Source organism: Calidifontibacter terrae (genome assembly GCF_054778835.1).
In genome coordinates this window covers 440891-453639 of the sequence record NZ_BAAGZF010000006.1, presented here as the reverse complement: position 1 = coordinate 453639, position 12749 = coordinate 440891, and the positions used below count along the sequence as shown (strand labels likewise).

Sequence of the window (12749 nt, the reverse complement as noted above, 5' to 3'; positions counted from 1 at the left end):
CTTCGGGCACAACCGCGTGCGGTGCGGCGCATCGCGATGAGGCGCGTAAGCTTTTCCGGTGACTGTGCCCGTATATCTCGACCACGCCGCGACGACCCCCGTCCGCCCGGAGGTCATCGAGGCGATGTCCGAGTCGATGCGTACGGTCGGCAACGCCTCCTCGCTGCACACCTCCGGCCGTGCGGCCCGCCGAGTCGTCGAAGAGTCCCGCGAGCAGATCGCCGAAGCGCTCGGCGCGACCCCGTCCGAGGTGATTTTTACCTCCGGGGGAACCGAGAGCAACAACCTCGCGCTCAAGGGCGCCTACCGCAAGGCCGTCGAGGATGGCGCGGGTCGACGCCGCCTTCTGGTGGGCGCGACCGAACACCACGCATCGATCGATCCGGTCGACTACCTCGTTGCTCAGGAAGGCGCCACGGTCGATTGGATCGAGCCTGACGCCGAGGGCATCGTCCACCCGGAGACGCTCGCGGCGCTGGTGGCCGAACACGGAGACGACACGGTGATCGCGTCGGTGATGTGGGCCAACAACGAGGTGGGCGCAATCTCGCCGATCGGGCAATTGGCCGCTGTCGCTCGCGACGCCGGCGTGTTATTCCACACCGACGCCGTGCAGGCCGTGGGCCACCTCCCGATCGATTTCGGCGCGTGCGGTGCCCACCTGCTCAGCCTCAGCGCCCACAAGTTCGGCGGACCGACCGGCGTCGGCGCATTGCTCGTCCGACGCGATGTGAAGCTGGTTCCGTTGACCCACGGTGGTGGCCAGGAGCGACAGCTTCGATCGGGCACGCTCGACGTTGCCGGGATCCGCGGGCTCGCTGTGGCCTTAACTCTCGCCGTCGCCGACCTCGACACCGAGCGAAAGCGGATCGGCGAGTTGCGCGACCGGCTGATCGAGGGGGCGTTGGGTTTGGATCTCGGTATTGCGGTCACCGGCCCTCACGCGCCCGGCGATCTGGACCACCGGCTGCCCGGCAACGCCCATCTGCGCATTCCTGGCTGCGACGGCGACTCGCTGCTCTACCTGCTCGACGCGGCCGGAGTCGAATGCTCCACCGGGTCGGCTTGTCAGGCCGGTGTTCCACAGCCGAGTCACGTGCTGTTGGCGATGGGTCTTTCCGAGCAGCAGGCGCGCGGCGCCATCCGGCTCACCCTCGGCTACACCAGCAGCGAAGCCGACGTCGACGCGGCGTTGGCAGCCATCCCGGGAGCCGTCGATCGGGCTCGACGGGCCCACGACGCAGGAGGGCGGCGCCGATGAGGGTTGTTGCCGCAATGAGTGGCGGAGTCGACTCCGCGGTGGCCGCTTCACGGATGATGGAAGCTGGCCACGAAGTGGTTGGGGTTCACCTTGCGCTGTCGCAATCGGCGGCGACCCTGCGCGAATCTGCCCGTGGCTGCTGCACGATCGAAGACGCAGGTGACGCGCGACGCGTCGCCGACAAGCTCGGCATCCCGTTCTATGTGTGGGACATGGCGCAGCGGTTCAAGGAAGACGTCGTCGAGGATTTCATCGCCGAGTACGCCGCCGGCCGCACCCCCAATCCCTGCCTGCGCTGCAACGAGCGGATCAAGTTCGCCGCGTTGCTCGACAAGGCGCTCGCGCTCGGTTTCGATGCCGTCGCCACCGGGCACTACGCGCAGATTGTCGACGGTCCCGCCGGGCGTGAGTTGCATCGGGCGGTCGACCACGCGAAGGACCAGTCCTACGTTCTCGGGGTGCTCGACGCGGACCAGTTGGCCCACTCGTTCTTCCCATTGGGCGACACGATCAAGCCCGATATTCGCAAAGAGGCCGCCGAGCGCGGGTTCTACGTCGCGAACAAGCCGGACAGTCACGACATTTGTTTCATCGCCGACGGTGACACCCACGGCTGGCTCACCTCCCGCCTCGGCGCCGAGGCCGGACCGATCGTCGACGAAAACGGTGCGGTCGTCGGCGAACACGACGGGGCGTACGCCTTCACCGTCGGTCAGCGCCGCGGCCTCGGCCTGAAGGTGCCCCGCGAGGATGGCGCCAAGCGCTACGTGACCGAGGTACGGCCGACCTCCAACACCGTCGTGGTCGGTGTGGCCGACCTGCTCGGCGTCGACCTGATCGAGGGCGACCACGCCCGTTGGCCTGGCCCTGCACCCACCGGCGAGGTGCGACTGGGTGCGCAGCTGCGGGCCCATGGCGAGGAGTTCCCCGCGACCGTTCGCGCCGAGGGGGATCGGGTCATCGTGACCCTCGACGAGCGCACCCGCGGTGTCTCACCGGGCCAGTCCGTCGTGCTCTACGACGGAACTCGTGTCGTCGGATCGGCGACGATCAGCCGTACGTCGCGCACCGGCCGTTAAGAGGCCCAAACTTCAGCTGCGCGGTGGGAGCCGATCCCGCCCGTGACGCGTCGGTATCCTTGGCCCGCAGTCACGGGCACATCTGGGAGGACGCTCATGGGAAAACAAACGGCTATCGGTTTGGCAACGGCGCTCGTGGCAGCAACGAGCCTTGCGGGATGCGGCAGCAGCGGTCCGACGGTCTCCGGACCGGCGTCGACCACTGGTGCGTCGTCGTCGACCACCAACTCGTCATCATCGGCATCAACGTCCTCGACGTCGACTGAATCGACGACGTCCTCCAGCTCGACAACCTCCTCGTCGACCTCGAGTCCGGCTGGTGACTTCCAGGTCGGTGACTGCGTGACCGGCGCTTCCTCCACCAAGATCGACTGCAGTCAGAGCCATGACTCCGAGGTGACCGCCGTGCTGGCCAGCACCGCCTTCGCCGACGACCCGGTCAAGCGCGCCTCGTTCCGCAACTTCACCTGCTTGGAGCAGGCCGGAAAATACATCGGCGGCCCGGGCTACGGCACCCTGCTGGTCGGCAACTACGTCACCTCCTCGGTCGATAAGAAGGCCGACTCGCGGATCGTCTGCACCGTTCGCGAATACAAGGACGACGACAGCGGGGTGCAGATGCAGACCACCACGCTGAAGAACGCAATCAAGACCAACGGGTTCGACAAATACAAGTTCTGCACCAGCGAGTTGCCCAGCGGGCCTAACGTGAAGCTGACCACCTGCTCGGGGCCACACGTCGCCGAGACCGTGTGGGGTTACACCTGGGGACCGTTCGGGGCCAAGTTCCCGGGCACCGCGCAGCAGGCAGCGCGAGCGATGAAGGCCTGCACGCCGTACGCGACCAAGTACCTCGGCGCCACCCGCTCCGATGTGGTGCCTTCGCAGAACAGTGCGCCGGAATCGAACTGGGTTCGCGGAAACCAGCTGACCGCCTGCTTCGTGCAGACCAACGGCACCAAGATCACCAAGTCGTTGAAGGGCATCGGCAGCAAGCCGCTGTCGTCGGTCCAGTGATGCGACGGGAGCTTGTCCTGGCCAGCATGCCGTTGGCGTTGGCGTTGGCGTTGGCGCTGGCCGGCTGCGGTGGCGGTGGACCGTCGGTTTCCGGGGTGACGCAGTCGAGCACCACCGGTGGCACGAGTTCGCCGACGGCCGTTGGTGGTTCATCGTCCGGGGCATCGACCTCGTCGTCTTCGTCTTCGTCTTCGTCTGCATCGTCGGCGTCGTCGGCACCCTCGTACGCGGTCGGGGAATGCCTGGACGGTGACAACTTCGCCAAAGTCAGTTGCAGCACCCTGCACTTGTACGAGGTGACGGCCGTTCTGCCCAACACCCAGTACCGCGACGATCCGGTCAAACGGGCCGCGTTGCGTGCGTTCACCTGCCTGACCGAGTCAGGCAAATACATTGGGGGACCGCCGGTCGGCGCCCGTACGATCGATGCCGAGGTGAGTTCCTCGGTCGACCCGCTTGCGGATAGCCGGTTCGTCTGCTTGGTGCAGAGCTTCTACAACACCAGTGGCGAGAAGGTCGACTTCTCGATGCACAACATCGTGAAGACGCAAGGGTGGGACAAGTGGAAGCTGTGCACCTCCACGCTGCCCAGCTCGGCCAAGATGGATCTGATCTCGTGTGACCAGCCGCACCTGGCCGAAGCGGTCACCGGATTCAACGATGGTCCGTTCGAGAAGGCCTATCCCGGAGACGACGCCCTGAAGAAGGCGGCGCTGGAGCGTTGCCGCCCGCTCGGCAAGGCCTACCTGGGGAATGTGAACCGCAGCGACATCGTGGTGTCGCAGAACAGTGCCGGATCGGCGTCGTGGGCGCGCGGCACGCACATCACCGGCTGCTTCGTGCAGACCGACGGAACCAAGGTCACGAAGTCTCTGCGGAACGCCGGAAGCAAACCCTTGGCGCAGTTCAAGTGATTTTTCTATGGGCGTGAGGTTCAGATGACCGCGAGCGGTATGGGCAGCATGCCGGGCGAAGACCCGCGCGAGGCCTTGCGTGTTACCCGAGATCTGTTGGGCGACAAGGGAATTCCGTTCCTGTCGGAACTTCCTGGGCGAGGTCCGGGGGCTGACCTGATCGGTCGCTCCGCGGCGGTGTTGGTGGGCATGGCAGTGGATCTGCAGCCGTCCGGGTGGCGACTGACCGATGCCGCCGGCCGCGATGCGCGGCGCGGGCAGGCATTCCTGCGGCAGGACCTCGACGAACTCGCCGAGGCCTACGACGGATGGACCGGGCCGCTCAAACTGCAGTGGTGCGGGCCGTGGACCCTCGGCGCCAGTGTGTGGTTGCCCCGCGGTGAGCGGGTTCTCTCCGATACCGGCGCGGCGCGAGACCTGCTGCAGTCGGTCGCCGAAGCGGCGCGCGACCACGTACGAACCGTGCAGGGCCTGGTGCCCGGCGCGCTGCTGATCCTGCAATGGGACGAACCGAGCTTGCCGGCGGTGCTGGCCGGCAGTTTGCCGACGGCGTCGGGTTATGGCCGGGTGCGACCGGTCGATCCTGCGGTCGTACGAGACGGTTTGGCCTATCTGGCCGACGCGTTGCGACCGTTGGTCACCGAGCAGCTGATCCACTGTTGCGCGCCGTCGGTGCCGGTGCCGTTGATCCGGCAGGTGCCCGATATTGGCCTGGCCGTCGACCTGTCTTTGGTGAGCGCGCGGCAGTGGGACGGCGTGGCCGAACTCGTCGAATCGGGTCGCCGGTTGTGGGCCGGGGCGTTGCCGACGACCGGCCCGCTGAACCATCCGCGAGTTGTTGCTGAGGCTGTCTTGAAGCCCTGGCGGGAGGTGGGTCTCGAGGCGAAGTTGCTTGAGCAGGTCGTCGTGACCCCGGCGTGTGGACTCGCGGCAGCCGCGCCGGTCGTGGCCCGCAACGCCCTGCGTACGACGGTCGAGGCTGCCGAGATCCTCGGTGAAGCCGCCCAGGGGTTGTCGGTCCCCTGAGGCAGGATGTGTCGGGTGGACACCGACGACATCCCGCAGGACGCGCGACACGAGTGGAAAGAGCTCGCCGAGCAGATCTCCGACGCGCAGTTCGCCTATCACGTCAAGGACTCGCCGACGATCAGTGACGGCGATTATGACGCGATGATGCGGCGGCTGGTCGAGCTGGAGGAGCAGGTTCCGGCACTGCGGTCGCCGGACAGTCCTTCCCAGCAGGTCGGCGGAAGCTACAGCACCGACTTCGCGCCCGCCGAACACCGGGAGCGGATGCTCAGTCTCGACAACGTGTTCAGTGCCGAGGAACTGTCGGAGTGGTTGGCGCGCGCGCAGCGGGAGGCCGGCGGCAACATCCACTTCCTGTGTGAGCTGAAGATCGATGGGCTTGCGATCAACCTCCTCTACGAAGACGGTCTGCTGGTCCGGGCGGCGACGCGCGGCGATGGTCGTACCGGCGAGGACGTCACGCTCAACGCCCGCACCATCGCCGATATCCCACACCGGCTGACCGCAACCGACGGCGTACCGATCCCGCAGGTCGTCGAGATCCGCGGCGAGGTGTTCCTCCCGGTCGAGGCGTTCGAAGAGTTGAACGCGGCGCTGGTCGAGCAGGGCAAGCCGCCCTACGCCAACCCGCGCAACACCGCGGCGGGTTCGTTGCGGCAGAAGGATCCGCGGATCACTGCCGCGCGTCCGCTGCGAATGCTGGTCCACGGCATCGGCTTCCGCGAAGGTTTCACGATGCTGCGCCAGAGCGAGGCCTACGAACTGCTCCGCACCTGGGGCCTGCCGGTCACGCAGCGCTCGAAGGTCGTGTCCGACCCGAAGGAAGTGCTCGACTACGTCGTTTATTACGGCGACCACCGCCACGACGTCGAGCACGAGCTCGACGGGATCGTGGTCAAGATCGACGAGATCGCGGCGCAGCGGGCGCTCGGCAACACCTCGCGCGCACCCCGATGGGCGATCGCCTATAAGTACCCGCCGGAGGAGGTCAACACCACGCTGCTCGACATCCGGGTCAACGTCGGGCGCACCGGTCGAGTGACGCCGTACGGGGTAATGGAACCGGTGAAGGTGGCTGGCTCGACGGTCGAGATGGCCACGCTTCACAACGCGTTCGAGGTGAAGCGCAAGGGCGTGTTGATCGGCGACACGATCGTGTTGCGCAAGGCCGGCGACGTCATTCCGGAGATCGTCGGACCGGTGGTCGACCTGCGCGACGGGTCCGAGCGCGAATTCGTGATGCCGACCGAATGTCCCTCGTGTGGAACGCGGCTCGCCTACGAGAAGGAGGGCGACAAGGACATCCGTTGCCCGAACTCACGAACCTGCCCCTCGCAGTTGCGGGAACGAATGTTCTCGCTGGGATCCCGAGGCGGTTTCGACATCGAGGCGATGGGGTGGGAAGCGGCAATCGCCCTCACCGATCCTGAATATGGCCGCCCGGACGATGCGACCGGCGAGCTGCAGGCGCCGGTGCTGAGTTCGGAGGCGGGCTTGTTCGACTTGCGCGCCGAGGACCTTGCCGACGTCATGGTGTGGCGTCGACGCAAGCGCAATGGGGTCGAGCAGCCGGCGGCGAAGGAGCCTTTCTTCTTCACCAAGGCGACCAAGACCAAGCCGGCGGTGCCGCGGGCGACCACCGACAAGCTGTTCGTCGAACTTGAGAAGGCGAAGAGTCAGGCGCTGTGGCGGGTCCTGGTTGCGCTATCCATCCGCCACGTCGGACCGACCGCTGCTCGGGCGCTCGCCACGGAGTTCGGTTCGGTCGAAGCGATCCGGCAGGCCGATGTCGAAGCCCTCTCGGCCACCGAGGGGGTCGGACCAGTCATCGCCGAAGCGGTCCGTGATTGGTTCGACGGTGAGCAATCACAGTGGCACCTCGAGATCGTCGAGCGCTGGGCCGCGGCCGGTGTGCGGATGGCCGATGAGCGCGACGACTCGGTCGAACGCACGCTGGAGGGCCTCACAGTCGTGGTGACTGGGTCGCTGGAGGACTTCACTCGCGATGGCGCGAAGGAAGCGATCATCGCTCGGGGCGGGAAGGCCGCTGGGTCGGTGTCGAAGAAAACTGACTACGTCGTGCTCGGGGCCAATGCCGGGTCGAAGGCCGACAAGGCGGAGTCGCTCGGGGTGCCCACGCTCGATGAAGCGGGGTTCAAGGAGCTGCTGGCGAATGGGCCGGCGGACGTGCCGGCGGACGTGCCGGCGGACGTACCGGTTGCGGAGGCTGAGGCGGCCGAGGAGAGCGATGCGGTTGCGGAGGCTGAGGCGGCCGAGGAGACCGATGCGGTTGCGGAGGCCGACGGCGAAGACGGCGCCTGATGGCGACGACGGTGCCTGATGGCGGAGACGGCGCCTCATCGTGACGATGGCGCCTGCTGGTGACGATGGCGCCTGACGCGATGAGCAGCAGCGGCGGGTCGTTGTCTGTGCGAGCATTTTGGGATGACGCGGCCCGTGTTGGTGACACCGCGCATCGAGCTGCGACCGATGCGACCCGAGCACTTGCCGCTGCTGCACCACCTCGATACGAATCCGGCGGTGACCGCCCATCTGCTCCCTCGTCCGCGCACCGCCGTGGAGATTGACGAGTTCTGGGAGCCCCGCTGTGCCGACCGGTCACTCGACGCGCTCGGGCTGGGCTGGTGGGTGGGATTTCGGCGGGACACCGACGAGTTCCTCGGATGGTGGGACCTCGGGGCCCGGGTCCCATTCACGGCCACCGGACCGGTCCGTGAAGCATCCGCTGGCTGGCGGCTCGAACCGCGCCATTGGAAGCAGGGGTTCGCGTCCGAAGGCGCTCGCGAGGTCTTGCGACACGGCTTCGACACCGTCGGGTTGCTACGGGTGACTGCGGAGACGATGGCGGTGAACGCGGCCTCGCGCGGGGTGATGCGGTCGATTGGGATGCGGCACGTCGCCACTGACGTTCGACAGTGGGCCGACCCGATCGAAGGATGGGAGCTCGGTGAGGTGACATACGAACTCACTGCGGCGCAACGAACGGGCAAGCCGGACCAATCCTGACTTGGCATGACCGGGATGGAGCCATCTAGGTGGTCGTACGAACTGTTCACCTAGAGCCGATCTCGGACGGAGGGCGCTGCCGGCTGCCCCGTCACCTGGCTGGCCGGCTGTCGTTTCGTGGTGGCCGGCTGCAGTTATCTGGCTGGCTGGCCGGCTGCAGTTATCTGGCTGGCTGGCCGGCTGCAGTTATCTGGCTGGCTGGCCGGCTGCAGTTATCTGGCTGGCCGGCTGGCTGGGCCTGCCTGCTAGCTGGCTTGGTCGTCGGTGGCGCTGGCGGGATAGGTGGTGAAGGTGCGCCCGGTGGGTGAGGTCCAATGGCAGGTTCCGTCGTTGCTCAGGGTGTAGGTCCAGCGATTGCGGGTTTTGCTGCCGTGGTTGCGTCGACACAGGCCAGCGAGATTGTCGGTGGCGGTGGTTCCGGTCGGCCAGGGGGTGACATGGTCGAGGTCGCATTTGTCGATCGGTCGCTCGCAGCCGGCGGCCCGGCAGGTGCCGTCGCGTTGTTGCAGGTAGTCCCGCATCCGCGTCGAGGGCGTGTAGCCGGCTTTGGCTGTCTCGATGGTCACGCCGGTTTTCGCGTCGAGGGCGGCGCGGGTGATGTTCCACCCGAAAGCGTTGAGCATCGCGAGGGTGACGTCGGGGTCAATGAGTCCGACGCCGGGTAGGCGTCCCCAGCCAACCCGGTAGGCAGGCTCGGGCGCGGAGCCAGTCTCCGAGGCAGGTTCGGAGCCAGTCGCGGGATCGGACTCAGGCGCACTCTCAGGCGCGGAGCCACGCTCCGGGTTCGAACCAGTCTCAGTCTCGGGCTCGAATCCAGTCTCAGTCGTAGTCGCGTTCGTGATCTCGGTGCCAACGTCGGTCGTAGTCGCGTTCGTGATCTCGGTGTCACCGTCGGTGCCAATGTCGGTGGGGTTATCCGGTCCGCGGGCTGCTCCAGGTGAGGCGGTGGGTCCGGCTTGCCCGGCGGGTGAGGCAGTCCCGTGTCCCACGAAAGTGGCGGCTCCTGCCGTTGCGGGTGCCCCGCGTGGGGTTGGCACGACGGGGATTTGCAGGATCAACTCGTAAGAGACGGTCGTGTTGGCGGTGATCAGGTCACGGAAGGCTCGGAAGCGTTGCTGGCCCATGAGGAGTTGCTCTTGGTCGGGGTTGTCGGGGTCGAACCGGAAGGTGCCGGTGTCGATCCGGTCTCCGGCGGCGTGCCGGTGATGCGCCAGTTCGTTGATCGCACGAAACAGGGTGGCGAGTTCTTCTTTGGGGCCGGTGATGATCATCTCGGCGAGCCCGGGGAACATCACCGAGTCCTGGACGGCCACGTTCGTGGCCTGCCGTTCGCTGTCTTGCCGCGTTTTCTTGGCAGCGGCGGGTTCCCATTGCTGGACAAGGGCGCGGGTGGTGCGTTGGAGTTTCCCCAGTGACCAGGTGTCCCAGCCGCGGCTGGCGAGGATTTGGGCCTCGATCCGGGCGGCCACTTCGGGGGTGGTGTTGCACAGTTCGGTGGCCACGGCCCTGGCCCGCCACGTCGCGACGCGGGCGCCGGTGGCCAGGCGGTGCAGGATGGGAGTTTTGATGACGAGGTCGAGCCCGTCGGCGAGGCGGCCGGCGGCGGAGCGGGTTGACCAACCGCAGACGGGGGCGATGTCCAGGTCGGCGTCGTCGTTGTGGTGTCCGATCGGGTATTCGACCCTGGCGCGCCATCCCAGGTCGTTGTTGACGGTTTCTTGTCCGGTCGCGGCGTAACGGGCCAAGGCGTGGGCTTGGGTGGCCTGCGCGATCCAGGTGATTTGTTCGGTCTCTCGGATCAGGCTTTCTAAGGCCCATACCTGTCGGGTGGTTCGCGGAATACCGGTGGGCCGGTCGGTTGGGCAGGCATCGGCGGCGATCGTTGCGGCTGCTTCTTGCAGCAAACACTTCGCCAACGTGAGGAGGTCGGCTGGATCGTTGGCTTGGCCGAGCAGGATCGAGAGGGTGTCCATCATCGATGACTCGGGGTCGGCAACATCTGTCAGATCGGGGTGGGGCAGGCCGGGGTCAGCGGCCGTAGTGGCTGCTGCGAAGGATGTTTCTGTCCCCATGAAATGAGCCTAGTTGCGACCACCGACAACATCGGTGGGTCGAAGGTCGGCCTGTGGAAACACGGGCCGAGGCGGTCGATCGGGTGGGTGCCGGTGCCGCGGAGGTTTCGACACGCCGCTCGTTCCTCGCGGCGGCTCAACCAACGCAGCGCGCCTCGGCGGCTCAAGCGCGCCGCGCGGGCTGACCGGCAGCGGTGGAGCCGTACGGTCCATGATCGACCGATGCTGAACTTCACCGACTACGACACCCGACTGGCCGCGTACGCCGCCATCATCGACGACTCCGATCGGATCCTCCTCAGCTATTGGAACGGCGAGGGCCGGTTCACGCCGGCGTGGACGATGCCCGGCGGCGGAGTGGAGTTCGAGGAGACGATTGCGGAGGGCCTGGTCCGCGAGGTCTACGAGGAGACCGGCTTCCACATTGAGCTCGGTCCGCTGTTGTTGGTCGACTCCTGGTTCCGCGAATCCGAGAGTGGGACAAGGCCCTTCAAAGCCGTACGGGTGGTTCACCGGGCGACGATCGTCGGCGGGACCCTCGGGACGACCGAGGTTGATGGCAGCACCGACGAGGCGCGCTGGATCCCGCTGGCCGACGTGGCCGGCCTCGAACGCACGGGGCTGGTCGACGCGGTAACCGCGGCGTTGCGCGACGCCCCGACTTCGTAGACTCAGCTGCAATGGTTTCGACACGCGCCCCTTCGTCGCACGGCTCGACCGACGGGTCGGAGGACTCGACCGACGGGTCAGACGCCATCACCGAAGACCACGGCGCGATCGACCCCGCCGATCTCGCCGCGACTCTGCGGGTGCTCGAACAACTCCCACACCTCGAACCCGGCCATCCCGACATCGAGACGGTGAAGCGTGCCTCGCAGCGGATGTTCAACCGGGTCCGAAAAGCTCGCCGTGCCGCTGCCCGCCAGGAACGGGAGGGGCCCCTGCGCGAGGCGGACGATGCGGTGTTGGCGGCGACGGCCACCGGATCGCCGTTGCGGATCGACGACGAAACGCAAGGGATCCTGCTGCACGCACCGAGCGAGCGGCCGACGGCGGGGGAGTTGAACTACCCCCGGGGCTGCTACATCTGTCATGCCAACTACACCACGGTTGACGCCTTCTACCACTGGCTGTGTCCGGAGTGCGCGGCGTTCAATCACGCCCGCCGCGACCAACACGTCGACCTCTCCGGGCGGCGGGCGCTGCTGACTGGTGGCCGGGCGAAGATCGGCATGTACATCGCGCTGATGCTGCTGCGCGACGGCGCCGATCTGACGATCACCACCCGTTTCCCGAAGGACGCCGTACGTCGCTTCCGGGCGATGCCTGACGCCGACGATTGGATCCACCACCTCACCGTGGTTGGCATAGACCTGCGCGACCCCAACCAGGTCACGGCGCTCGCCGAGGAGGTCGCGGCGGGTGGTCCGCTGGACATTCTGATCAACAACGCCGCCCAGACCGTACGCCGCAGCAAGGGTGCCTATGCGCACCTCGTCGATGCCGAATCCGCGCCGCTGCCAACCGATTCCGCGCTGCCGGCCGTCATCACCTTCGACCGCATCAGCGAGGCGCATCCGGCCCGACTCGTGGGCAGCCTCGACGCCGACCAGATCGCCCACCACGGCGACCACGACCAGCGGCACGCAGCGGCGCTGGCCGCGGAGAACTCCGTACGAGTGCTGCAGGCCGGCAGCGCCAGCCTCGAAGCGCATCTGGCCGGCACCGCAGTCGACGCCGGGGGCCTGTTGCCAGACGTCGCCGCGACCAACTCCTGGACCCACACCGTCGACGAAGTCGACCCGCTAGAGCTCCTCGAAGTCCAACTCTGCAACTCGGTCGCGCCGTTCATCCTCGTCTCCCGCTTGCGCCCTGTATTGGCGCAAGCGGCACAAACGGCGCAAGCCGGTCGGGCGTACGTCGTCAACGTCTCCGCGATGGAGGGCCAGTTCGGTCGTCGCTACAAGGGCGCCGGCCATCCCCACACCAACATGGCCAAGGCCGCGCTGAACATGCTCACCCGCACCAGTGCGCAGGAGATGTTCGACACCGACCGCATCCTGATGACCTCGGTCGACACCGGCTGGATCACCGACGAACGTCCGCATCAGGAGAAGCTGCGCATCGCCGGCGAGGGGTGGCATGCCCCGCTCGACCTGGTCGATGGTGCTGCGCGGGTCTACGACCCGATCGTCCAAGGCGAGCGCGGCACGGACCTGTTCGGCGTGTTCCTGAAGGACTTCCGGCCGTACGACTGGTGATCGTGAGTTGATGAAGAGAACCCGCAGGTGCTCGCCGCCATGGGCGAGCCCACCGGCTGAGGCTGTCTGAATCGCGCCCTAGACTGGCC

The 12749-nt window shown here is 66.9% G+C and carries 10 protein-coding genes; 9 read left to right on the top strand and 1 reads right to left on the bottom strand.

From position 1 onward, the window contains the following. The first annotated feature begins 64 nt into the window (after nucleotides 1-64). From ACYU98_RS10330 to ACYU98_RS10300, 7 genes are all read left to right on the top strand, one after another. Nucleotides 65-1261 (top strand): cysteine desulfurase family protein, encoded by a 1197-nt coding sequence (locus ACYU98_RS10330; RefSeq protein ID WP_460468362.1) that lies wholly within the window; start codon nucleotides 65-67, stop codon nucleotides 1259-1261. After that, complete coding sequence (mnmA, locus tag ACYU98_RS10325; protein WP_460468119.1) at nucleotides 1258-2340, top strand: tRNA 2-thiouridine(34) synthase MnmA; 1083 nt, start codon at nucleotides 1258-1260, stop codon at nucleotides 2338-2340. Before ACYU98_RS10330 ends, mnmA begins: the two co-directional genes overlap by 4 nt. Before the next feature lie 342 nt (nucleotides 2341-2682). Beyond that, on the top strand, nucleotides 2683-3357 hold the full coding sequence (locus ACYU98_RS10320; RefSeq protein WP_460468118.1) for a septum formation family protein: 675 nt from the start codon (nucleotides 2683-2685) through the stop codon (nucleotides 3355-3357). Beyond that, entirely contained in the window at nucleotides 3357-4271 is a 915-nt protein-coding gene (locus ACYU98_RS10315) for a septum formation family protein (protein ID WP_460468117.1), read from the top strand. Before ACYU98_RS10320 ends, ACYU98_RS10315 begins: the two co-directional genes overlap by 1 nt. A gap of 24 nt (nucleotides 4272-4295) precedes the next feature. Next, a complete protein-coding gene (locus ACYU98_RS10310) occupies nucleotides 4296-5297 on the top strand; it encodes a uroporphyrinogen decarboxylase/cobalamine-independent methonine synthase family protein (RefSeq protein WP_460468116.1) in 1002 nt (333 codons plus the stop codon). Between the two features lie 6 nt (nucleotides 5298-5303). Next, nucleotides 5304-7622: an NAD-dependent DNA ligase LigA gene (gene ligA, locus ACYU98_RS10305; protein WP_460468115.1), complete on the top strand. Its 2319-nt coding sequence runs from the start codon at nucleotides 5304-5306 to the stop codon at nucleotides 7620-7622. A 123-nt stretch (nucleotides 7623-7745) separates the two neighbouring features. After that, on the top strand, nucleotides 7746-8327 hold the full coding sequence (locus ACYU98_RS10300; RefSeq protein WP_460468114.1) for a GNAT family N-acetyltransferase: 582 nt from the start codon (nucleotides 7746-7748) through the stop codon (nucleotides 8325-8327). Nucleotides 8328-8572: 245 nt separating this feature from the next. On the opposite strand, the gene ACYU98_RS10295 is transcribed toward ACYU98_RS10300, so the two are convergent. Continuing rightward, the gene (locus tag ACYU98_RS10295; protein ID WP_460468113.1) at nucleotides 8573-10399 is read right to left on the bottom strand and encodes a hypothetical protein; all 1827 of its coding nucleotides are present in this window, start codon (nucleotides 10397-10399) and stop codon (nucleotides 8573-8575) included. Between the two features lie 222 nt (nucleotides 10400-10621). Between ACYU98_RS10295 and ACYU98_RS10290 the strand changes: the two genes are divergently transcribed. Further along, complete coding sequence (locus ACYU98_RS10290; RefSeq protein ID WP_460468112.1) at nucleotides 10622-11068, top strand: NUDIX domain-containing protein; 447 nt, start codon at nucleotides 10622-10624, stop codon at nucleotides 11066-11068. Between the two features lie 11 nt (nucleotides 11069-11079). Then, a complete protein-coding gene (locus tag ACYU98_RS10285) occupies nucleotides 11080-12660 on the top strand; it encodes an SDR family NAD(P)-dependent oxidoreductase (protein WP_460468111.1) in 1581 nt (526 codons plus the stop codon). The last annotated feature ends 89 nt before the right edge of the window (nucleotides 12661-12749 follow it).

Bases quoted from the DNA above. Each gene is read 5' to 3' on its own strand.
- ACYU98_RS10310 (WP_460468116.1), top strand. From the start codon at position 4,296: ATGACCGCGAGCGGTATGGGCAGCATGCCGGGCGAAGACCCGCGCGAG.
- ACYU98_RS10295 (WP_460468113.1), bottom strand. From the start codon at position 10,399: ATGGGGACAGAAACATCCTTCGCAGCAGCCACTACGGCCGCTGACCCC.
- mnmA (WP_460468119.1), top strand. From the start codon at position 1,258: ATGAGGGTTGTTGCCGCAATGAGTGGCGGAGTCGACTCCGCGGTGGCC.
- ACYU98_RS10285 (WP_460468111.1), top strand. From the start codon at position 11,080: ATGGTTTCGACACGCGCCCCTTCGTCGCACGGCTCGACCGACGGGTCG.
- ACYU98_RS10315 (WP_460468117.1), top strand. From the start codon at position 3,357: ATGCGACGGGAGCTTGTCCTGGCCAGCATGCCGTTGGCGTTGGCGTTG.
- ligA (WP_460468115.1), top strand. From the start codon at position 5,304: ATGTGTCGGGTGGACACCGACGACATCCCGCAGGACGCGCGACACGAG.
- ACYU98_RS10300 (WP_460468114.1), top strand. From the start codon at position 7,746: ATGACGCGGCCCGTGTTGGTGACACCGCGCATCGAGCTGCGACCGATG.
- ACYU98_RS10290 (WP_460468112.1), top strand. From the start codon at position 10,622: ATGCTGAACTTCACCGACTACGACACCCGACTGGCCGCGTACGCCGCC.